This is a genomic window from Mycobacterium celatum (assembly GCF_002101595.1).
Taxonomy (GTDB): Bacteria; Actinomycetota; Actinomycetes; order Mycobacteriales; family Mycobacteriaceae; genus Mycobacterium; species Mycobacterium celatum.
In genome coordinates this window covers 57,287-78,230 of record NZ_LQOM01000046.1, presented here as the reverse complement: position 1 = coordinate 78,230, position 20,944 = coordinate 57,287, and the positions used below count along the sequence as shown (strand labels likewise).

Below are 20,944 nucleotides of genomic sequence, written 5' to 3'. Positions count from 1 at the left end.
GAGGCGAGAGCCGAACCGATGATGCGCCGCGCGGCCGGGTCGTCAAACTTTAAGGAACCAACTGCAATGCCCAATACCATAAGAACTCCCGACGTCGCGACGTCGGTTCTGGCACTGAGCAATTCGCTGCCGTATCCGCTGCGGGCCACCACCAAGTTCGACACCGGTATTGAGCTGCTACGCAAAGCGGGCGGCCCGCTGACCAGACTCGCATTGGCTCGCAGGTGGGACATGTCGCACCTGGTTGTCATCTGCTCACCGGAGGGCGCGCGCGACATTCTCGGCCGCAACGACGAAAACGCCGAACGCGGCATGACACCGATATCGTGGGAACTGCGCAAGCTGGTCGGCGACAACTTGCTCGTCGTGCCGCACCGCGAGTGGCTGCCGCAGCGGCGGACGTTGCAGCCGATCTTCGCCAAACAACACGTTCCCCGACTTGCCGGCCACATGGCCGAGGCCGCAGAGCACGTAGCTGGCCGCTGGATCGACGACGTCGAGATGGACCTCGATGCCGAATGTCGCACCCTGACCCTGCGGGCGCTGAGCCGTTCGATGCTCGGTCTCGAAGACGACGGCCCAACCGCGGACCTGGGGTGCGCGCTTCGTACCGTCGTGAAATGGGCAACCGAGCGTGCGTTACGCCCAGTCAACGCGCCGCGTTGGCTCCCAACCCGCCAACAGCGGCAGGCCCGCGCCGCTAGTGCAGCCCTGCACGAGCTGGCCGCGGACGTTGTGCAAGCGTGTCGTGCAGACCAGGCCCGGCATGCGCCGGTGGCACGCGCTCTGATGCAGACCGCCGACCCGCAGACCGGTGAGCCCTTGACTGATTCTGCGATCTGCGACGAGCTGGTCTTGTTCATGATCGCGGGCCACCAAACCACATCGATTGCACTCACTTATGCGCTGTGGGCATTGGGGCATCACCATGAATTGCAGGAACGTGTCGCCGCCGAGGTGGGTCAACTCGGCAACGGCCGCCTCACGCATAAGGACGTGTCGCGGCTGGGCTACACCGTTCAAGTTCTGCACGAGGCGCTGCGCTTATGCCCACCGGTACCCGTGGTGGAACGGTTCGTGATGAAAGACGTCGAGGTCGACGGCCACCGGCTGGATGCGGGCACGCTCGCCATCGTCGCGATTCATGCGATCCACCGTGACCCCACCTTTTGGGAGGACCCGCTCACATTCAACCCCGACCGGTTCGCTCCGGGAAGGGCAAACGGGCGCAACAGCTGGCAGTACTTGCCGTTTGGAGGTGGGCCGCGAGCATGCATCGGCGATCACTTCGCGCTGATCGAGGCCACTCTCGCCCTGGCAGCTATCACCCGCGAATGCGAAATCCATTCTCTCGATGATGATTTCCCGGTCGTTCCCTGGCTGGCGGCCACTGTTACCGCACCGATCCGGGCGCGGGTTCGTCAGCGAAAGGCCGGAAAGCCTGAGTCATACCCCGGGCTTGTACCTATCGTGATACCCGGAGACACGATGCGCGCGCTCCTTCCTGAATAGTGAGATATTTTGGGCCGCAAGGTAAGTCATTCTGGATGGAGGTCGCCATGGCGAAGGTGGATATCGTGGTGGTCCTCGCGCTGTGCGCGGCGCTGGCATCGGCGTGCGGCGATGTGATCCGTCAACGGTCCGCGCAGGAGATCACCGACAAACACGTCGGTCACCTGGAGTTGTTCCGGATGTCATTGCGCGACGCCCGCTGGTGGCTGGGTGGCGGGGGCGCCGTCGCCAATTACGGCCTCCTGGCCGGGGCGCTGGCGCTGGGTTCGGTGATGTTGGTGACCGCACTGCAGGTGACCGCTCTGCTGTTCGCCCTGCCGATTTATGCGCGACTGACCCATGATCGGGTGACTCGCTGGGAATGGCTGTGGGCGGCGGTGCTCGCGGTTGCGTTGGCGGTGGTCGTCATCGTTGGCGACCCTGCCGCCGGGCACGCGCGCGGTTCGCTGGACGCGTGGACGGTGGTGGCATTGGTGATGGGTCCGCTGCTGGCGCTGTGCGTGCTGGGCGCACGGATATGGCGGGGTCGTCCGCCCGCGCCGGTGCTGCTGGCGGTAGTCGCGGGTTCGTCTCTGGCGTTGTTCGCGGTGCTGACCAAGGGCGTGGTCGTGCTGCTGGGACACCACGGGTTTGGCGCGGTACTGGCTGCGCCCGAGTTCTATGCCTGGATACTTGCCGCATTGGCCGGGATGGTCTTTCAGCAGTCGGCGTTTCGCGCCGGTGCGCTGACCGCCTCGTTGCCCACGATGTACGTGGCCAAGCCGATGGTGGCGTCAGTGCTCGGTGTAGGGGTGCTTGGTGAGACCCTGAACGCCGATGGTCCGGAAATGGGTGTGCTGGCAGCAGCGGTAGTAGTGGCTGTTGTCGCGACTGCGGCCCTGGCCCGCGGCGAAGCCGCCACCATCGCGGCAGGCGCCGCCTCCGACGTCAAAATCGCCGATCGTCCGTCCCCGGGTGTTCTCGCAGAGCCCATTGCCTGACGCTCGTCACGTGGCCTGCGCCCAGGTATGCACCGGCTGATTGGAATGCATGTGATCGCAGTAGCGCCGCAGCATTTCGGCCAGCGCCACGGGCCTGGGCATCCCGTGCTCCTGAAGTGCCCGCACGGTCGACACCTGCCAGGTCGCGCCGTTGCGACCGGTTTTCGCGCGGCCCTCGATGACGGCGAGGAACCGGTCGCGAACGTCGGCCGCGACACCCCACGCCCGCAGGCCTTCGTCGGCCATAGGCAGCAGCTGGCGCAGCACGAGTTCGTCGGCGCTCACTTCGCCCAGGCCCGGCCAGTACACTTTGGCGCCCATACCGTGTCGTGCCGCCTCGAGGAAATTGCGTTCTGCCACAGCGAAACTCATCTTGGTCCACAGCGGGCGGTCTTCCTCGGACAGGGTGCGCAGCATGCCGTAGTAGAACGCCGCGTTGGCCACCATGTCGACGACCGTGGGGCCGGCGGGCAGCACGCGGTTCTCCACCCGCAGGTGGGGCCGGCCGTCGACGACGTCGTATACCGGCCGGTTCCAGCGGTACACCGTGCCGTTGTGCAGACGCAGCTCCGAGAGTTGCGGCGTGTGCCCGGCGGCCAATTCGGCCACCGGGTCTTCGTCGGACACCTGCGGCAGCAACGACGGGAAATAGCGGACGTTCTCTTCGAACAGGTCGAAGATCGAGGTGATCCAGCGCTCGCCGAACCACACCCGTGGTCGCACCCCTTGGGTTTTCAACTCGTCGGGTCGGGTGTCAGTGGCCTGCGTAAACAATTCGATGCGGGTTTCCGCCCACAGCTGATGACCGAAGAAGTACGGCGAGTTGGCGCCGAGTGCCACCTGCGGCCCGGCCAGCACCTGCGCGGCGTTCCAGTTGTTGGCGAAATCGGCCGGGGACACCTGCAAGTGCAATTGCATACTGGTGCAGGCGGATTCGGGAGCAATGGTGGCCGAATGCAGGCTGAGCGGCTCGGGACCGCTGATGTCGATCTGGATGTCCTCGCCGCGAGCTCGGAAAATCGAGTCGTTGAGGGCCGCATACCGCGTCGACTCGCTCATCCAACCGCCGTGCAGATGCTCGGGCATCAGTGTCGGCAGGATCCCGATCATCACGATGTGGGCGCCGTAGGCGTTGGCTTTGGTTTCGGCGACGTTCAGGCTCTGCCGAACTTCGGCTTCCAGCTCGATCCCGGTGCGGCCCGGCAACGCCCGGGGCGGCACGTTGAATTCGATGTTGTAGGCGCCCAGTTCGGTCTGGTAAGCGGGGTCGGCGATCTCGGCAAGCACGTTTTGGTTCGCCATCGCCGGCTGGTAATCGCCGTCAACCAGGTTGCACTCGATTTCCATCCCGGTCAGCGGGCGGTCGAAGTCGAAACTGGACTGCGCCAGCATCGTCTCGAACACGTCGAGACACAACTGCACCTTGCGGCGGTATTCCTGCCGGTGCGCGTGGTTGTATTCGGTCCGCTCGACCTCTTCGCCCACAACGCCGATGCAACCGGTTCGTTACGGCTCGCGCAACCAGATCGGCATGAGGCGGAATTCACACAAGGCCGAGATCCGCGACTTGCGACAACACTGCGCATCAGATGCGTAGCCAGCTAGCATCTGATGTATGCGGACCACGATCGACATCGATGACGATGTGCTGCGCGCATTGAAGCGACGTCAGCGCGAGGAGCGCAAAACGTTGGGGCAGCTCGTGTCAGAACTACTGGCGCAGGCGCTTGCGACCAGTCCTCGCCCGACGGTGGAGATCAGTTGGACGACCGCGGACCTGCGCCCACGCGTCGATCTCGACGACAAGGATGCTGTCTGGGCGGTGCTGGACCGTCAATGAGCGAGACCTTCGACGTCAACGTGCTGGTGTACGCGACGCATCGCGCCAGCCCTTTTCACGATCGGGCCAAGGCGCTCGTCGAGCAGTTTCTGGCGGGACCGAGCCTGGTCTATCTGCTGTGGCCGGTTGCACTGAGCTATCTGCGGATTGTCACTCATCCCGCCTTGCTGGACGCGCCGCTCACGCCGACCGCCGCGGCAGACAACGTTGAACAGTTCGTCTTCCAACCACACGTGCGACTGGTCGGCGAGATCGACGGATTTTGGCCGGCGTATCGACGGGTCGCAGACACCGTCAACCCGCGCGGCAACCTGGTTCCCGATGCGCATCTGGTGGCGCTGATGCGTCAGCACGGCATCTCGACGATATGGACCCACGACCGCGACTTCCGCAAGTTTGAAGGGGTCACTGTGCGCGATCCCTTCACCGATTAACGACGCGATGCCACCACGATTTGCGGACGTGGACGCACCGGAAGGTTGAACAGCCCACCGCCACGCAGCTCGACGTGGATCGCCGGATCGGCGTGGGCGGCCAGCGCCCGCAGCGCCGAGGGGCTATAGGCGCGCAGCGAGCTGATGAAGCCGTCGTGCGCAAACGGCAGCACGACGGTCAACGGCAGCATCGACGCCAGCTGCAGGATGTGCAGCGGTGACGGCGGCCGGGGCAGGTCGATGATCAGCAGTTTGCGGGCCGCGCGGGTGCCTTCGGCGAACACCCGAGACGCCAGCGGCGGCGGCAGGTGGTGAAACGACATGACGAACACCGCGAGGTCGTAATACCCGTCCGGCGCGTCGATGGTGGTGGCGTCCATCTCGCGCACTGTGGCCCGTGGGTGGCTGCCCAGGTCGCCGGCGGCGATCGCGGCCACCGACGCGGGCTCGACGTCGGTCACCGTGACCTGCGCGGTCGGATGCTGCTCCAGAAGCGCACGGGACAGCCCGCCATGGCCGGAGCCCAGTTCGAGGATCTTCGGGTCGGCCACGTCGGCGATCTCTTCGAGTGCGATCCGGGCGAACATCTCATGATGGCCGAACAGGCGTCCGAACCGGTCAAGGGACCGCACCACGGCGCGCTTGCGGTCGTCGACGTCGTCGCGGTCCAGGTATTCCGGACGCTGTGTTTCGAGCCGCCGGTCCAGACAGGAGGCGTTCGGGCCGCCGCGCGGCATGGTCGCAATGTCGAATGTTCGAGTGCCCATATACGCCATCATGGACGACGTGGCTGAGTCGCCTGAGTTCATAGCCTCGATCGACCAGGGCACCACCAGCACCCGCTGCATCATTTTCGACCACGACGGCGCCGAGGTGGGCCGCCACCAGCTCGAGCACGAGCAGGTCCTGCCGCGCTCCGGCTGGGTCGAGCACGACCCTGTCGAGATCTGGGAGCGCACCTCGTCGGTGCTGACGTCGGTCCTCAACAGGACCAACCTGTCACCGAAAGACATTGCGGCGCTGGGCATCACCAACCAGCGCGAGACCACGCTGGTCTGGGACCGGCGTACCGGCCGGCCCTACTACAACGCCATCGTCTGGCAGGACACCCGCACCGACCGCATCGCCGCGGCGCTGGACCGCGACGGCCGCGGCGACGTGATCCGGCGCAAGGCCGGCCTGCCGCCGGCGACCTATTTCTCCGGCGGCAAGCTGCAGTGGATCCTGGACAACGTCGACGGGGTGCGCGACGCGGCCGAACGCGGTGACGCGGTCTTCGGCACGCCCGACACCTGGCTGTTGTGGAACCTGACCGGCGGCCCCCGCGGCGGCGTGCACGTCACCGACGTGACCAACGCCGGCCGCACCATGCTGATGAACCTGGAAACTTTGGACTGGGACGACGAGCTGCTGTCGTTTTTCGGGATACCCCGCGCGATGCTGCCGTCGATCGCGCCGTCGTCGGCGCCGCAGCCGTATGGCGTCACCGCGGAGGCCGGGCCCGTCGGGGGCGAGGTGCCGATCACCGGGATTCTCGGCGACCAGCACGCCGCGATGGTGGGCCAGGTGTGCCTGGACCAGGGGGAAGCCAAAAACACCTACGGCACCGGCAATTTCCTGCTGCTCAACACCGGCGAGGAGATCGTGCGGTCGGCCAACGGCCTGCTGACCACCGTGTGCTACCAGTTCGGCGACGCCAAACCCGTTTACGCCCTTGAGGGTTCGATCGCGGTCACCGGATCGGCGGTGCAGTGGCTGCGCGACCAACTCGGCATCATCAGCGGCGCCGCGCAGAGCGAGGCGCTGGCCCGTCAAGTCGACGACAACGGCGGGGTGTATTTCGTTCCTGCGTTTTCCGGGTTGTTCGCCCCGTACTGGCGATCAGATGCCCGCGGCGCCATCGTCGGGCTGTCGCGGTACAACACGAACGCGCATCTGGCTCGCGCGACTCTGGAGGCGATTTGCTACCAGAGCCGCGACGTGGTCGACGCGATGGCCGCGGATTCCGGTGTGCGCCTTGAGGTTTTGAAGGTTGACGGTGGTATCACCGCTAACGACCTGTGTATGCAGATCCAGGCCGACGTGCTGGGTGTCGACGTGGTGCGCCCGGTGGTCGCCGAGACGACGGCGCTCGGGGCGGCGTATGCGGCGGGCCTGGCGGTCGGGTTCTGGTCCGGCCCGGACGACCTGCGAGCCAACTGGCGTGAGGACAAGCGGTGGTCGCCGTCGTGGAGCGACGACCAGCGCGAGGCGGCTTACGCGGGCTGGCGCAAGGCAGTCCAGCGCACGCTGGACTGGGTCGACGTCTCTGGGTGAGCAGACGCAGAATCGCACTTGTCGGGGTCCGCGCGTGCGATTCTGCGTCTGCTCGCGGGGGTGGTTACTCGTCTTCGCTGAGCACGGTGTAGATCTCGCGGCGCGCATTGTTGACGATCTCGATGATGCGTTGCTGCTGCTCGGGTGATGCCGCGTGCGCGGATTGCGCGACGGCGCCGAACAGCTGGCCCACCGCGGCCCGCAAGTTGAGGTGCGAGGGGTCGACGCCGTCGGCGATCTCGTCCCACGGCGGGGTTTCGACCTTCTCGGCGGCGGCCCTGCCCTCCTCGGTCAGCTGGAAAAGCCTTTTGCTGCCCTCGGATTCAGTGCCGACGATCAGACCCTCGTCGACCAGCAACTGCAGGGTCGGGTACACCGAGCCCGGGCTGGGCCGCCACAGGTCCTGGCTACGTTCGGCGATCTCCTGGATCATTTCGTAGCCGTGCATCGGCCGTTCGGCCAGCAGGACCAGGATGGCGGCCCGGACGTCACCGCGCCGCCCGCGCCGGCCCGGACCGCCGCGGCGTCCACCGCGCGCGCCGGGGCCGAACCCGAACCCGAAGCCGCCGGGACCGAAGCCGGGACCGAAACCCCGGCCGAATCCGGGCCCGAACGGGCCGTCGTGCCCGGCGTCGTGGCCGCGGACAAAATCGCGGAACTGCCGGCGAGCTTGCCGGCGCTGCTCGTGCAGAGCACGGCGGTCCTGCGGGCCGAAGCCGAAACCGGCGGGGCCGCCGACGAACGGCGCCCCGAACGGCGCCGCGAACGGGGGAAATGGTGCATGCATGTTCTGTCTCGTTTCTGGAAGGGCAGCGCCGGATGCGCTGCCGATGCGTCGACGATATATCGAAAACTATCGCGATGCAACGTCAGCTGGGAGATTTTTGGCCGACGGGCCGGTTTCCGGCATGACGAACAGATAGAGCGCAAACCCCGCGCCGGCCAGCGCGCCCAACGACAGAAACGCCGCGTGGTAGCCGGCGGTCACCACGATCCAGCCGGCCGCGAAATTCGACAGCGCGGCGCCCACGCCCCAAGCCGTCGTGATTGCGCCCAGGCTGACGTTGAACCGGCCGGTGCCGTGCGTAACGTCTTGCACGACAAGGGGAAACAGCGCCCCGAAGATGCCGGCGCCCACGCCGTCGAGCAGCTGCACGCCCACCAGCCAGTACGGGTTGTCCGACAGCGTGTAGAGGAAGCCGCGCGCGGTCAACACGGCGAAGCCGACCAGGAAGATCGGCTTGCGGCCCCAGGAATCGGCCTTGGCGCCGGCGAGGTAGGCCACCGGCACCATCACCAGCTGAGCCGCGACGATGCACGAGGCCATCAACGCGGTGCCGCGATCCTTGTTCTGCAGTGCCAGCACCTGGCCCACCAGCGGCAGCATGGCCGCGTTGGCGAAATGAAAGGCCACCACCGCCGCGGCGAAAATAATCAGCCGCCGGTTGTGCAGCAGCACCGCCAGCCGCGACGGCTCGGGGTGTGGCTGCCCCGGCGCGTGGTCCATGCCGCGGGCCACGTCGTGGTCGATCGCGTCGGCCGGGATCCGCAGGGTGGCGACGACGCTGAGCAGGGCCATCGCCGCTAGCACCCAGAACACCACCACCGGGCCGAAGAAGTAGGCCAAGCCGCCGGTGGCCGCCGCCGCCGAGGCGTTGCCGGCGTGGTTGAACGACTCGTTACGCCCGATCCGCCGCGCGAAAAACCGCGGACCGACCACGCCCAGGGTGATCGCCGCGAGCGCCGGGGCGAACACCGAACCGGCGATCCCCGTGACCGCCTGCAGCATCGAGATCGAGTAGAAGCCGGGGAACAGCGGCATCGCCAAGGATCCGGCGGTGACGGCGACGGCGGCGGCGATCACCAGTGCCCGCTTGGCCGTGCTGCGGTCGACGATCGCGCCCACCGGTGTCTGCGCGACGATCGCCGCGATCCCACCGACCGCCATCACGAATCCGATCGAGGCCTGATCCCAGTGGTGGGTCAGCAACAGATAGATCGACAGATACGGGCCCAAACCGTCGCGCACGTCGGCCAATGAGAAGTTCAACAAGTCCAGTGCACGCGCCAGTCGCACGGTTGCGCACATTAGCCAGCAAAGCTGGGCTGAACCTGAAGAAGGTTTATCCGCGATGGCCGGCTGGGTAGCACTCATCGAATGAACGACGATGTGAAGGTCGGCGCCGCCACCGAACCGGCGGTTCGGCGCGATGCGGGCGGCGACAGCCGGCTGCGGCTATGGGTGAACTGGGTGCTTGCGCTGTTGACGATTCCCGCCGCGGCCGTGGTGCTGGTCTTCACGCTCGGCGCGGTCATGAGCACCGCTGCCTGCAGTGACAAGGAGTGCCCCAACCTCGGTCCCGACGGGATCGGTTTCGGGGTGTTGTTCTATGGCGCGCCGGTGCTGTCCGCCTTGACCATCATCGTGTCGTTCTTTACGGCGCGGCGGCGGTGGGGTTTCGTCGTTCCGTTGTGTGCGTTGGCGCTCCTGGTCGCCGACATCGTCCTTGTCGCGGTGACGGTGGCGCAGTAAGTCACCGGGGTGGCGTGAAGCCGCCGCCGCCGGGTGCCGGCCAGGGCGGCGGCGGTGTCGGCCAGGTCGGCGGAGGACCCGGGGTGAGCCGCAACCGGGCGAGTTCGCGGCGGTGCCGCTCGGCCAGCACGGCGGCCAAGGCCAGGTGCGGCGGAGTCCCCGGCGGGGGCGGGGGAGCGACTCGGGACAGCACGTCTGAGGCAATTCGGCAGGCCATCTGGTAACGCAGCCCTGGCTCGAGTTGCGGTGCGCGGGAGAGGAATTGGCGTGCCAATTCGGCTTGCCCGGCGTTCAGGCCGGACAGCTGGAGGGACGCCGCCCACCACGCCAGCGACGGCGGCATCGGCGGCGGAGGGCTGAGTTTCGGGCCGCGTTCGCTGATGACGACGGTGCCGGCGAAAATGTCGCCGATCCGTTTGGCTTTCGGCGAGAGCAGACTGCACACCACCGCCGGGCTGCCGAACAACATCCAGATCTCCACGACCGAGGCCAGTGCCCGAAATAGCGCTTGGCGGAAGCGTTCCGGGCCGCCGTCGTCGGACACCACGCGCAGCCCCATCACGATCTTGCCCACCGAGCGGCCCCGCGTGGCTGTTTCCAGGATGAGCGGGTAACCGACCAGGACCAGCACGGTGAAGATGATCAGGATGGCGGCCGTGGTGGCGTCGTCGAACTGGGTCAACGTGGCCGCCCACAACATCAGGCCCAGCAGGTAGCCGATGAAGATCACCGCGATGTCGATCAGCGCGCCGACCGCGCGCACCGGCAACTGCGCGATCTGCACATCGAGCACTACCGCGTCCCCGGTCACCACCTCCGACATAGTGGCAACGCTACTAGTGTGAGCCGGGTGGACGTCGACGCGTTCGTGCTTGCGCACCGCGACACCTGGGCCCGGCTCGAACACTTGGTGAAGCACCGACGGCGGCTGACGGGCAACGAGATCGACGAACTCGTCGAGCTCTACCAGCGGGTGTCGACGCACCTGTCGATGTTGCGCTCGGCGTCCTCGGATTCGGTGCTCATCGGCCGGCTTTCGACGCTGGTGGCGCGGGCCCGCGCAGCGGTCACCGGTGCGCACGCGCCGCTAGCCGGTGAGTTCGCCCGGTTCTGGACGGTCGGGTTTCCGGTGGTGGCCTACCGGACGTGGCGCTGGTGGCTGGCTACCGCGGTGTTGTTCTTCGCCGCAACGGCCGTCATCGCGATCTGGGTGTCGGGGAGCCCGGAGGTTCAAGCAACCATTGGAACACCAAGTGACATAGACGAATTGGTGAACCATGATTTCGCCTCGTACTACAGTGAGCATCCGGCCATGGCGTTCGGGCTCCAAGTCTGGGTGAACAACGCCTGGGTGGCCGCAAAATGCATCGCGTTCGCGGTGGTGTTGGGATTGCCCATCCCGTTTGTGCTGTTCCAGAACGCGGCCAACCTCGGCGTGGCTGCCGGGCTGATGGTCCAGGCCGGCAAGGGCCCAATTCTGTTGGGGCTGCTGATTCCGCACGGCCTACTGGAGTTGACGGCGGTGTTCCTGGCCGCCGCCGCGGGGATGCGGCTCGGGTGGTTTGTGATCTCGCCCGGCGATCGCCCGCGCGGGCAGGTGCTTGCCGAGCAGGGCCGCGCGATCGTCACAGTAGCCGTCGGGCTGGTGGCGGTGCTCTTCGTCTCGGGCGTGCTCGAAGCGGCGGTAACCCCGTCGCCGTTGCCGACGTTTCTCCGGGTCGGCATCGGAATCGCCGCCGAGGCAACGTTTCTGGCTTACGTCGTGTACTTCGGCCGACGCGCCGCCCGGGCCGGGGAGACCGGCGACATCGCCGATGCTCCCGACGTCGTCCCGACTCGATAACGCCGAGTGGCCACTTGTGACACGCAGATGCGGCAAAAACGTGCAATAACTGGCCACTCGGCGTCGGGGTCACAGCCGTCCAGTGGCTTTCATCGCCAAGTACCGGTCGGCCAGGGCCGGCGCCAGTTCGGTGGGCGGCTCGTCGACCACTTCCACACCGCCGAGGCGTAGCCGCGACGCGATCGCCCGGCGGTCATTGCGGGCTCGTTCGGCGGCCGCCGCATCGTAGACCGCGGGCGCATCGGCGCGCCCGATGGCCAGTTGATCGACGCGGGGATCGGCGACGGCCGCAAGGATTACTTTGTGCTTGGCGGATAATTGCGGCAATACCGGCAGCAGGCCCTCCTCGAGCGCGGTGGCGTTCAAGTCGGTCAGCAAAACTACCAGCGCGCGACGCCGGGCACGCCGAGCGATCGCCGAAACCATTGCCGCGGAGTCGGATTCAACTAGCGTGGGCTGCAACGGCGCCATCACATCGACGAGCTTGGCCAGCAGTTCGGTCCGCGACGCCCCGAACAGGCCCGCACGGGTCACTCGGTCATGAGCGAGAAAGTCGACATGGTCGCCGGCGCGGGCCGCGAGCGCCGCCAGCAGCAGCGCCGCATCCATCGACCAGTCCAGCCGCGGCCACCCGCCCGGATCGCCGGCCGTCGGGTCGACGCCGACGCGGCCGGCAGCCGTGCGGCCGGTGTCGAGCACGATGACGACGCGCCGGTCGCGTTCGGGCCGCCAGGTCCGTACGACGACGTCGGCGCGCCGGGCAGTGGCTCGCCAGTCGATCGACCGGACGTCGTCGCCCACGACATACTCACGCAGCGAGTCGAACTCGGTGCCCTGACCGCGGGTCAGCGTGGGCGACAGCCCTTCGATCTCGCGCAGCTTGGCCAGCCGCGACGGCAGGTGCTTGCGCGACAGAAACGGCGGCAGCACCCGCACCCGCCCGGCCACCGGCTGCGAACTCTGCCGCCCGGCCAGGCCCAGCGGGCCGATCGACCGCGCGGTCACCGCCGCCGAGCGCTGATCTCCGCGCCGCACAGGCCGCAGCCTGGTATCCACGCGCTGCGCGCGACCGGCGGCAATGTCGACGGTGTGGACGCGCGGCTTGGCGCGGGCGCTGGGCGGCCACGCGTCGCGAACCCGGCCCCGGAACCGGCGGCGACCACTGTTGTGGATCAGCAGACCGGCGTTCACTTCTTCACCGAGCCGAACCGCCACCGGGCCGCTACGAGTGAAACGCAGCGCGCGCGGGCTCGCGGCCCACAACGCGTCGACGGCCACCGCCACCGCCAGCAGCACCAGCAGCACGGCGAACGACCTTGCCGGCCAGGGCGACAGCGTGATCGGCACAACGCAGATCAGGGCAATCAGCCCGGTGCGGCCGGTGAGAACCACTAGCGGGGCACCGGAACGGAAGCCAATATTCCGTCGAGAACGCCGTCGGCGGTGGCGCCTTCCAGTTCCGCCTCCGGCCGCAGCATCACCCGATGCCGCAACGTTGCCCGGGCCATCGCCTTCACGTCGTCGGGCGTGACGTAGTTGCGGCCCGACAGCCACGCCCACGAGCGGGCGGTGGCCAGCAGTGCCGTCGCGCCGCGAGGTGACACCCCGAGCTGCAGCGCCGGCGAATGGCGGGTCGCGCCGACGATGTCGACGATGTAGCCGAGAACCTCGTCGGCCACCAAGACCTCGCGCACGGCGTCACGACCGGCGGTCAGCTCGGCCGGCCCCGCCACCGGCTGGATCGCGGAAAGATCGCGCGGGTCGAAGCCGTGTGCGTGCCGACCGAGGATGGCGATCTCCGAATCACGCGGCGGCAGTGGCACAGTCAGTTTGAGCAGGAACCGGTCGAGCTGCGCCTCCGGCAACTGGTAGGTGCCCTCGTATTCGATCGGGTTCTGCGTCGCGGCGACGATGAACGGGTCCGGCAACGGCCGGGGTTCGCCGTCGACGCTGACCTGACGCTCTTCCATGGCTTCCAGCAGGGCGGCCTGGGTTTTCGGTGGGGTGCGGTTGATTTCGTCGGCCAGCATGAGATTGGTGAACACCGGGCCGTCGCGGAAGACGAACGCGGCGGTGCGGGCGTCGTAAACCAGGGAGCCGGTGACGTCGCCGGGCATCAGGTCGGGGGTGAACTGGACCCGCTTGAACTCCAACTGCAGCGCCGCCGCCAGGGCTCGCACCAGCAGCGTTTTCGCCACGCCCGGAACGCCCTCGAGCAACACGTGGCCGCGGCACAGCAACGCGATGACCAGGCCGCTGACGACGGCCTCCTGGCCGACGACGGCTTTGGCGATTTCGGCGCGCAGCGCCAGCAACGCCTGACGCGCGTGTTCGGTCATTGGTGCGTGACCTGCCTTTCGATGTCGTCGAGCGCACGGGCCAGGTGTACCAGGTCGGCGTCGGTGGCCGGCGGCGGTCCGAACAGCCTATGCCGCACCGTCGCCGGGTCGGCTCCGCTGCGCGATGCGACCGCGTTGACCACGGTCTGTTGCGGGCTGGTGGTAGTCAGCCCGAGCCGGGGCAACAGGCGCTGCAGTGTCGCGGTGCGCAGTGCCTGCGAGGCCACGTCGCGGGCCCGCCGCGACCGGTAGAGCCGGCCGCGGCCCTCGACGGTTTCCGACGCGCGCACCACCACGGGCAGTTCCTCGGCGACCAGTGGGCCGATCCGGCGGCCCTTCCACAGCGCGACCAGTATCACCGTCAGCCATAGTTGCCAGACCATCCAGCTGACGTTGTCCGGGATCAGATCGAATAGCGTTGCCGATCCCGATGTTTCGCCCTCGGCGTGTTGCGGCGCATACCAGACGAGACGTCCGCGATCACCGGCAAGGTTCATCGCCAGCGCGGCGTTGCCGGCCCGCGGCAGGCCGCTGTTGGTGATGAAGTCGGTACTGCCGACCAGGGTGACGGTGCGTTCACCGTCCCGGTAGCGGACCAGCGCCCCGCCGTAGCAGCTGGTGATCACGCGGTCGTCGGCGGCGCGAAAGGTGTTGGTGGGCCCGAACTCTACCGATCCGGCCCGATTCGCCCCGCGCAGCGTGCAATCGGGTTTGCTGTCCAACGCGCTGGCGCCGGAGCTACGGATGTCAGGCGCCAACACGGCGCGGGCGCGCGACGTCGGCTCCACCAGCAGCAGATCCCCCGGGGTGTGGGCCAACCGGTGCAACAACGTGTCGTCGGTGACGTACTGGGCCTGCGCGATCAGCAGCAATGTGTCCGGGCGCGTGGCATTTTCGGCATCCGCGACGCTGTTGGCGACGACCACGTCGACACCGTGGTCGCGCAGCAGCGCGACCAGGGCGTGCGCACCTTCCGGCCCGGTGGATGCCGGGTCCATCCGGCCACCCGGGCGTGGCGCGGTCAGGTATGTCGTGACGGCGGCGACGGCGCAGATGGCGGCCAGCGTCAATAGCACCCACCGCCAGGATCGCAACCGTGCCTTCACCGGATTGCCGCCGAGCCCGATCGCAGGAGGTGGTCGTCGAGGTCGGAGATCAGCCGGTAGCCCTCCGGCGTACCTGGCCGCTCGCCGTAGGTGACGTCATTGAAAGCCGTTGCAGCTTGGGTGAATTCAGCCAAGAGCTGCGGTATGCGGGCGGCCGCGTCGCGGGCCAGCTCGTTGGCGGTGCGGCCGGGCGCCGGGTCGAGCACTCCGGTCTCCTCGAGTCCGCGAGCGACTGCGCGCAACCGGTGCCGAATTGCCATTGCCCAATTGCCTTCGGCGGCAAAGCGTTCCGCGCTGGCGCGATGTGCCCCGGCGCTGAGCGGGCCGGCCTCGAACAGTGGGTAATCCGCTCCGCGGCGGGTGCGCATCGTGCGTCGCGCGATGCGGACAGCAACCACCACGGCGACCGCCAGCAAGGTGAGCAGCACGGCGACGGTGAACCAGCCGCCCGGAATCGTGGATCCCTTCTCGACCACGCGATAGAGCAGTTCGTTGACCCACTCGTGAAAGCGTTGCGTCAGGGAGGGCTTCGGATACATCGGTTTGGCGAGTTCACGTTGCGCGGCCTGATGCGCGGCATCGCGGTCGATGTCGATGGTGGGCATGCTCAGCGTGTCCTCACACCGGCCGGGTCAGCCACAAATAATCCGTGGATGCCGCTGCTGCCGGGCCGCCCGCCGCGCCGGTCTGCAAGATCAGATCGAACGCCTCGGCACGCATCCGCCGATCGGTGTAGAGCAAGACGATGACACCCGCGTTGAACGGAGCGGTGATGACGCGCCCGATCGCTGATCCAACCGCGCTCACCGTCATGCTGATCAGCGCGGGGCCGCCTGCCGGGTCGGCCAGCAGCTGACCGACGGAATTGAATGGCGCCGCCACCGCGCCGGCCACCAGAAACATGACGACGGCAGTCAGCAGCCGGATGCCCAGCACTCGCCAGAAGCTGTTGCGCACCAATGTGAACGACCTGCCGATGGCGTCGAAGACGCTCAGCTGCTCCAGCACGATCAGCACCGGCGCGAACGACAGCACGGTGTAGGCGTAGGCCACCGCGGCGATCGCGGCCAGTATCAGCGGGAAGCCGATGAGGAATGCCGCCGCACCGTTGCCGACGGCGCCGGCCGCGGCGATGATCAGCACCACCACGGCGATGAGCAATATCGCCCCGGCGCCTTCCAGCGCCGCCAGGCCGATCAATGCGGGCAGCCGCCCGCGAATCTTGGTCCAGGTCTCGCCGATCGTGATCGTGGATCCGAATACGGCCCGGCCGACGACAACGGTGAGCATGCCGGCGAGAAGGATTCCGGCCAGCCAGCTGACCAGGGCGCCGGCGCCCACCGACGTTACCCAGGTGGCCACGTCACCGGCGGTCAGCTCGTCGCTCGGTGTACCCCGCAGCCGGGCCGCGGCAGCAAGCGGTCCGGCCGACACGACCAACACCAGGATCTGCACGATCACCACGATGATCGCCGTCAATCCCAGCGTGGCCTTGGGATTGGCGCGGATGTAGCCGACCGCGCCGTTGTAGATGTCGCTGAGGCTCAACGGTCGCAGCGGGATGATGCCCGGCCGCGGGGCTCCCGGGACGAACTGTGGTGGCCCGTAAGCGGGTGGCGGTCCGTAGCCCTGTGGTGGTCCGTAACCGGGAGGCGGTGGCCCGTAGCCCGGCGGGGGGCCGTAACCGGGTGGTGGACCGTAGCCCTGTGGTGGTCCGTAACCCGGTGGAGGACCGTAACCCGGCGGCGGGCCGTAACCCGGGGGTGGCGGACCGTAACCGGGCGGTGGATAGCCGGCGGGCGGATAGCCCGGCGGTCCGTAACCAGGCGGCGGATACCCCGGCTCCGGATAGTCCGGGTAGTCGTACGGCGGCGTGCTCACAACGTGATCATGCAGGAGCCGTCGTCTTGATCATGGCTCCCATCCTGTCGACCGTCCGGGCAATTCTCAACGACCGCCGCGTAGCGTCTGGGCTATGGCGGAACTCAAATCCCGGCTGCGGTCAGATTTGACCGAGGCGATGAAGTCGCAGGACAAGTTGCGCACCGCGACGCTGCGCATGCTGCTGGCCGCGATCCAGACCGAGGAGGTCTCCGGCAAGGCGTCGCGGGAGCTCTCCGACGACGAGGTGATCAAGGTCCTGGCCCGCGAATCGCGCAAGCGGGGCGAGGCGGCCGAGATTTACACCCAGAACGGCCGCGGTGAGTTGGCCGCCAACGAGCACGCCGAAGCCCGGGTGATCGACGAATACCTGCCGCCGCCGCTCACCGAGGGCGAGCTGGCCGACGTCGTCGACACCGCCATCGCCCAGGTGGCCGAGCAGATCGGGGAGCGGCCCGGCATGAAACAGATGGGCATGGTGATGAAGGCCGCCACCGCCATCGCGGCCGGCAAGGCCGACGGGGCGCGGCTGTCGGCGGCCGTGAAAGACCGGTTGTAAGCCAGACCGTTTGCCCTCGCCAGCCAGGGGTACCCGTGTGCTATGACGCGGTTTGGCTACACCCTGATGACAGAGCAGAACGGCCCCAAAGACCTTGTCCGAAACGCGGTTTCGGCCGAACGACGGGGTTTTGACTTCGAGGTCTGCAGTGACCACTTCTCGCCCTGGCTGGCGGCGCAGGGACATGCGCCCAACGCCTGGGCCGTGCTGGGCGCCGTGGCACACGCCACCGAACGGGTAGATCTGTACTCGTATGTGACCTGCCCGACGATGCGGTATCACCCGGTGGTCGTTGCGCAGCAGGCGGCGACTGTGCAGATCCTTGCCGACGGCCGGTTCACGCTGGGGCTGGGCAGCGGCGAGAACCTCAACGAGCACGTCGTCGGCCGGGGCTGGCCGGCGATCGCGCGGCGGCTGGACATGCTGCGTGAAGCGATCGAGGTCATCCGTGCCCTGTTGGGCGGCGGGTTGGTGGACTGGCGCGGCGACTACTACCAGGTGGACTCGGCGCGGCTGTGGGACCTGCCGGAGGTTCCGGTCGGGATCGCGGTGTCGATGACCGGCCCCAAGTCGATCGCCAAGTTCGCCACGCTCGCCGACCATTTGGCCGCGGTGGAGCCCAACGGCGACCTCGTCCACGAATGGCACTCCGCACGGCAGGCCACCGGCATGGCTGGCGGCGGCCGGGTGATCGGGCAGGTGCCGGTGTGCTGGGACCCCGACCGCGACGCCGCCGTCCAGCGCGCCCACGACCAGTTCCGCTGGTTCGGCGGCGGCTGGCACGTCAACGCCAACCTGCCGACCACGGCCGGTTTCGCCGCGGCGACGCAGTTCGTCCGCCCGGAGGACGTCGCCGAGAGCATTCCGTGCGGGCCGGACCTGGACGCGATCGTCGACGCGGTCCGCCCCTACTGGGAAGCCGGGTTCACCGACATCGCGCTGATCCAGATCGGCGGCGAGGAGCAGGACCTGTTCTTCAAGGAAGCCGCCGAACCACTGCTCGACGCGCTGAGGGCGGCGGCCGGCACGCGAAGTGATCATGACTGACGCGCTGGTCAAGGGGCTCGGCGGCGCCAGCCTGGGCCTCGGGCTGACGGAAGTGCTGGCGCCGGGCAAGGTTGCCGCGTTGGCGGGCGTCGACGACACCGGCCGGTCCCGGCCGGTGATCCGAGCGTTGGGCCTGCGCGAATGCGGGCATGCCGCCGCGCTGCTGTTCGGGCCGGAACGGCTGGTGTGGACCCGGGTGGCGGGCGACGCTCTGGACCTGGCGTTGCTGGGCGTCGGGGCGGCCGGTAGTCGGGGCCGACGCGGCCGCGCCGCGGTGTCGGCCGCCGCGCTCGCGGCGATCGGCGCGGCGGACCTGTATGCGGCGCTGCGTACCGCCCGCAACGGCGGTCGGCACGCGAACGGATCCCGGCACCGCATGCTGCGCGCGGCGGTCACCGTGGGCCGCCCACCCGAGGTGGTCTACCGGTTCTGGCGTGATTTGGACAAGATGCCGTCGTTCATGCGCGACGCGGAGGTCACCGACGACGAATCCAACCGCCGCATAGCCTGGCAATCGGTCCCGGGGTCACCCGTCGAGAGCGGCGGCAGCGTCGAATTCACGCCCGCTCCGGGCGGCCGGGGCACCGAGGTGCGGGTGACGGTCAGCTACCGCCAGCCCGGCGGCGCGCTCGGCAAAGCGGCGGCGACGTTGTTCGGCGAGTCGCCCGAGCAGCAGGTCAACGACGACCTGCGCCGCTTCAAGCAGTTCCTGGAAACCGGTCAGGTCATGCGCTCGGACGGCTCGCCGGAAGGCACCTCCGCGATCAGACAGATGCATCAGCGCACCGCAGCGCCGAAGGGAAACAACGGATGAAGGCCACCGTATGGGCCGGACGCAACAGCGTCGAAGTGCAGTCGGTTCCCGATCCGCAGATCCTCAACGAGCGCGACGCGATCGTGAAGATCACCTCGACCGCGATCTGCGGATCCGACTTGCACATCTACGACGGCTACATCCCGACCGTCAAGCACGGCGACATCCTGGGACACGAATTCATGGGCGAGGTCGTCGAAGTCGGCAAGGCGGTGACGAATCTGGCGGTCGGCGACCGGGTGGTGGTGCCGTTTCCGATCGCCTGCGGCGCCTGTTGGGCGTGCGAACACGAACTGTATTCACTGTGCGAGAACTCCAACCCGAACGCGGGAATCGCCGAGAAGCTGATGGGCCATTCTCCCGCAGGGCTTTTCGGCTATTCGCACATGCTGGGCGGCTTCGCCGGCGGACAAGCAGAATACGCGCGAGTGCCGTTCGCCGACGTCGGACCGCTCAAGATCGACGACGATCTCACCGACGAGCAGGTGCTGTTCCTGTCGGACATCCTGCCGACCGGCTACATGGGTGCGGAGATGTGCGATATCAGCCCCGGCGACGTCGTCGCCGTCTGGGGCGCCGGCCCCGTCGGGTTGTTCGCGATGCTCAGCGCCTACCTGTTGGGTGCGTCGAAAGTCATTGCGATAGACAGGGTTCCGTACCGGTTGGAGCTGGCCGAGGAAGTCGGGGCGACGCCGGTCAACTTCGCCGAAACATCGGTGCTCGACGAGTTGCGCGACATGACCGCCGGGCGCGGGCCGGATCACTGCATCGACGCCGTCGGCCTGGAGGCCCGCAACTCCTCGACGGTGGTCGACACCTACGACCGGGTCAAACAAGCGGCGCGACTGGAAACCGAACGGCCGCATGCCCTTCGGGAAGCGGCGATGAGTTGCCGCAACGGCGGCACGATTTCGATCATCGGGGTCTACGGCGGATTGATGGACAAGTTTCCGATCGGCGCGATCATGAACCGGTCACTGACGCTCAAGACCGGTCAATGCCATGTGCAGCGCTACATGCGGCCGCTGCTCGAGCGGATCCGCAATCACGAAATCGACCCGACGTTTTTGATCAGCCACCGATTGCCGCTTGACGAGGCGCCGCACGGCTACGAGATGTTCAAGCACAAGCGGGACAACTGCACGAAGGTCGTCCTCAAACCCTAAGGAGCGCAAGCAATGCCGAACCAACTGCAAGGCAAGAGAGTTGCTTTCCTGGCCGCTGACGGCGTGGAGAAGGTGGAACTCGAACAACCCCGGGCAGCCCTGGAAGAGGCGGGCGCGCAGACCGAGCTGGTATCGCTGAAAACCGGTGAAATCCAGGCCCGCAACCACGATCTGGAGCCGGCGGGCACGTTCCCGGTCGACCGGGCGGTGTCCGACGTGTCGGTCGACGACTTCGACGCGTTGGTGCTGCCCGGCGGCACGGTGAACCCGGACAAGCTGCGCCTGGACGATTCGGCGATCTCGTTCGTGCGCGACTTCGTCGAGTCCGGAAAGCCGGTCGCCGCTATTTGTCACGGGCCGTGGAGTCTGGTCGAGGCCGGTGTGGTTTCTGGGCGGACGGTCACTTCCTACCCGAGCATTCGCACCGATCTGCGCAACGCCGGCGCCAACGTCGTCGACGAGGAAGTGGCCATCGACGGGAATTTGATCTCCAGTCGCTCACCGTCGGATCTGCCGGCGTTTTGCTCGACCATCGTGGAGAAATTTGCCCACGCGCCAACCGGCGCCTGATCCG

The 20,944-nt window shown here is 67.6% G+C and carries 22 protein-coding genes; 12 read left to right on the top strand and 10 right to left on the bottom strand.

Annotated elements, in window-relative coordinates:
- Positions 1 to 66: 66 nt before the first annotated feature.
- Together AWB95_RS19595 and AWB95_RS19590 are read left to right on the top strand one after the other, a co-directional pair.
- Positions 67 to 1,512 (top strand): cytochrome P450, encoded by a 1,446-nt coding sequence (locus AWB95_RS19595; protein ID WP_084707223.1) that lies wholly within the window; start codon positions 67 to 69, stop codon positions 1,510 to 1,512.
- Positions 1,513 to 1,559: 47 nt separating this feature from the next.
- Positions 1,560 to 2,492 (top strand): DMT family transporter, encoded by a 933-nt coding sequence (locus AWB95_RS19590; RefSeq protein ID WP_062540974.1) that lies wholly within the window; start codon positions 1,560 to 1,562, stop codon positions 2,490 to 2,492.
- A 6-nt stretch (positions 2,493 to 2,498) separates the two neighbouring features.
- On the opposite strand, the gene AWB95_RS19585 is transcribed toward AWB95_RS19590, so the two are convergent.
- Positions 2,499 to 3,977, bottom strand: coding sequence for a glutamate-cysteine ligase family protein (locus AWB95_RS19585; RefSeq protein WP_062540969.1), 1,479 nt, complete (start codon positions 3,975 to 3,977; stop codon positions 2,499 to 2,501).
- A gap of 130 nt (positions 3,978 to 4,107) precedes the next feature.
- On the opposite strand from AWB95_RS19585, the gene AWB95_RS19580 reads away from it, so the two are divergent.
- Together AWB95_RS19580 and AWB95_RS19575 are read left to right on the top strand one after the other, a co-directional pair.
- Entirely contained in the window at positions 4,108 to 4,332 is a 225-nt protein-coding gene (locus AWB95_RS19580; protein WP_062540968.1) for a hypothetical protein, read from the top strand.
- A complete protein-coding gene (locus AWB95_RS19575; protein ID WP_062540967.1) occupies positions 4,329 to 4,766 on the top strand; it encodes a type II toxin-antitoxin system VapC family toxin in 438 nt (145 codons plus the stop codon). Before AWB95_RS19580 ends, AWB95_RS19575 begins: the two co-directional genes overlap by 4 nt.
- Here AWB95_RS19575 and AWB95_RS19570 read toward each other — a convergent pair.
- Entirely contained in the window at positions 4,763 to 5,542 is a 780-nt protein-coding gene (locus AWB95_RS19570) for a class I SAM-dependent methyltransferase (protein WP_085168542.1), read from the bottom strand. The two genes, AWB95_RS19575 and AWB95_RS19570, sit on opposite strands and share 4 nt — an antisense overlap.
- A gap of 1 nt (position 5,543) precedes the next feature.
- On the opposite strand from AWB95_RS19570, the gene glpK reads away from it, so the two are divergent.
- Positions 5,544 to 7,082, top strand: coding sequence for a glycerol kinase GlpK (gene glpK / locus AWB95_RS19565; RefSeq protein WP_169714711.1), 1,539 nt, complete (start codon positions 5,544 to 5,546; stop codon positions 7,080 to 7,082).
- Positions 7,083 to 7,146: 64 nt separating this feature from the next.
- Here the strand turns inward: glpK and AWB95_RS19560 are convergent, their stop codons facing one another.
- A complete protein-coding gene (locus AWB95_RS19560) occupies positions 7,147 to 7,869 on the bottom strand; it encodes a PadR family transcriptional regulator (protein ID WP_085168541.1) in 723 nt (240 codons plus the stop codon).
- 66 nt (positions 7,870 to 7,935) lie between these two features.
- The gene (locus AWB95_RS19555; RefSeq protein WP_238600917.1) at positions 7,936 to 9,159 is read right to left on the bottom strand and encodes an MFS transporter; all 1,224 of its coding nucleotides are present in this window, start codon (positions 9,157 to 9,159) and stop codon (positions 7,936 to 7,938) included.
- Between the two features lie 81 nt (positions 9,160 to 9,240).
- Between AWB95_RS19555 and AWB95_RS19550 the strand changes: the two genes are divergently transcribed.
- Entirely contained in the window at positions 9,241 to 9,615 is a 375-nt protein-coding gene (locus tag AWB95_RS19550) for a hypothetical protein (RefSeq protein WP_062541808.1), read from the top strand.
- 1 nt (position 9,616) lies between these two features.
- Here the strand turns inward: AWB95_RS19550 and AWB95_RS19545 are convergent, their stop codons facing one another.
- On the bottom strand, positions 9,617 to 10,438 hold the full coding sequence (locus AWB95_RS19545; protein WP_085168539.1) for an RDD family protein: 822 nt from the start codon (positions 10,436 to 10,438) through the stop codon (positions 9,617 to 9,619).
- A gap of 27 nt (positions 10,439 to 10,465) precedes the next feature.
- Between AWB95_RS19545 and AWB95_RS19540 the strand changes: the two genes are divergently transcribed.
- Complete coding sequence (locus tag AWB95_RS19540) at positions 10,466 to 11,458, top strand: stage II sporulation protein M (RefSeq protein ID WP_062541234.1); 993 nt, start codon at positions 10,466 to 10,468, stop codon at positions 11,456 to 11,458.
- Positions 11,459 to 11,527: 69 nt separating this feature from the next.
- Here the strand turns inward: AWB95_RS19540 and AWB95_RS19535 are convergent, their stop codons facing one another.
- Genes AWB95_RS19535 through AWB95_RS19515 form a run of 5 tightly spaced genes read right to left on the bottom strand, consistent with a single transcriptional unit; the run spans position 11,528 to position 16,784 of the window.
- Entirely contained in the window at positions 11,528 to 12,850 is a 1,323-nt protein-coding gene (locus AWB95_RS19535) for a DUF58 domain-containing protein (RefSeq protein WP_085168538.1), read from the bottom strand.
- Positions 12,850 to 13,797 (bottom strand): AAA family ATPase, encoded by a 948-nt coding sequence (locus tag AWB95_RS19530; protein WP_062541784.1) that lies wholly within the window; start codon positions 13,795 to 13,797, stop codon positions 12,850 to 12,852. Before AWB95_RS19530 ends, AWB95_RS19535 begins: the two co-directional genes overlap by 1 nt.
- The gene (locus AWB95_RS19525) at positions 13,794 to 14,924 is read right to left on the bottom strand and encodes a DUF4350 domain-containing protein (protein ID WP_062541783.1); all 1,131 of its coding nucleotides are present in this window, start codon (positions 14,922 to 14,924) and stop codon (positions 13,794 to 13,796) included. Before AWB95_RS19525 ends, AWB95_RS19530 begins: the two co-directional genes overlap by 4 nt.
- Positions 14,900 to 15,508: a DUF4129 domain-containing protein gene (locus AWB95_RS19520; protein WP_062541782.1), complete on the bottom strand. Its 609-nt coding sequence runs from the start codon at positions 15,506 to 15,508 to the stop codon at positions 14,900 to 14,902. The genes AWB95_RS19525 and AWB95_RS19520 overlap by 25 nt, the downstream gene beginning before the upstream one ends.
- Positions 15,509 to 15,521: 13 nt before the next feature.
- Complete coding sequence (locus AWB95_RS19515) at positions 15,522 to 16,784, bottom strand: DUF7847 domain-containing protein (protein ID WP_062541781.1); 1,263 nt, start codon at positions 16,782 to 16,784, stop codon at positions 15,522 to 15,524.
- A gap of 94 nt (positions 16,785 to 16,878) precedes the next feature.
- On the opposite strand from AWB95_RS19515, the gene AWB95_RS19510 reads away from it, so the two are divergent.
- The 5 genes from AWB95_RS19510 to AWB95_RS19490 are packed head-to-tail and all read left to right on the top strand — an operon-like array spanning position 16,879 to position 20,940.
- Positions 16,879 to 17,343, top strand: a complete 465-nt coding sequence (locus AWB95_RS19510) for a GatB/YqeY domain-containing protein (protein ID WP_062541780.1) — start codon at positions 16,879 to 16,881, stop codon at positions 17,341 to 17,343.
- A gap of 42 nt (positions 17,344 to 17,385) precedes the next feature.
- A complete protein-coding gene (locus tag AWB95_RS19505) occupies positions 17,386 to 18,390 on the top strand; it encodes an LLM class F420-dependent oxidoreductase (RefSeq protein WP_062541779.1) in 1,005 nt (334 codons plus the stop codon).
- Positions 18,383 to 19,204, top strand: a complete 822-nt coding sequence (locus tag AWB95_RS19500) for an SRPBCC family protein (protein WP_085168537.1) — start codon at positions 18,383 to 18,385, stop codon at positions 19,202 to 19,204. Before AWB95_RS19505 ends, AWB95_RS19500 begins: the two co-directional genes overlap by 8 nt.
- Entirely contained in the window at positions 19,201 to 20,370 is a 1,170-nt protein-coding gene (locus AWB95_RS19495; RefSeq protein ID WP_062541711.1) for a zinc-dependent alcohol dehydrogenase, read from the top strand. The genes AWB95_RS19500 and AWB95_RS19495 overlap by 4 nt, the downstream gene beginning before the upstream one ends.
- Before the next feature lie 12 nt (positions 20,371 to 20,382).
- Positions 20,383 to 20,940 carry a type 1 glutamine amidotransferase domain-containing protein gene (locus AWB95_RS19490; protein WP_062541712.1) on the top strand — a complete coding sequence of 186 codons (558 nt, stop codon included), beginning with the start codon at positions 20,383 to 20,385 and terminating at the stop codon, positions 20,938 to 20,940.
- The last annotated feature ends 4 nt before the right edge of the window (positions 20,941 to 20,944 follow it).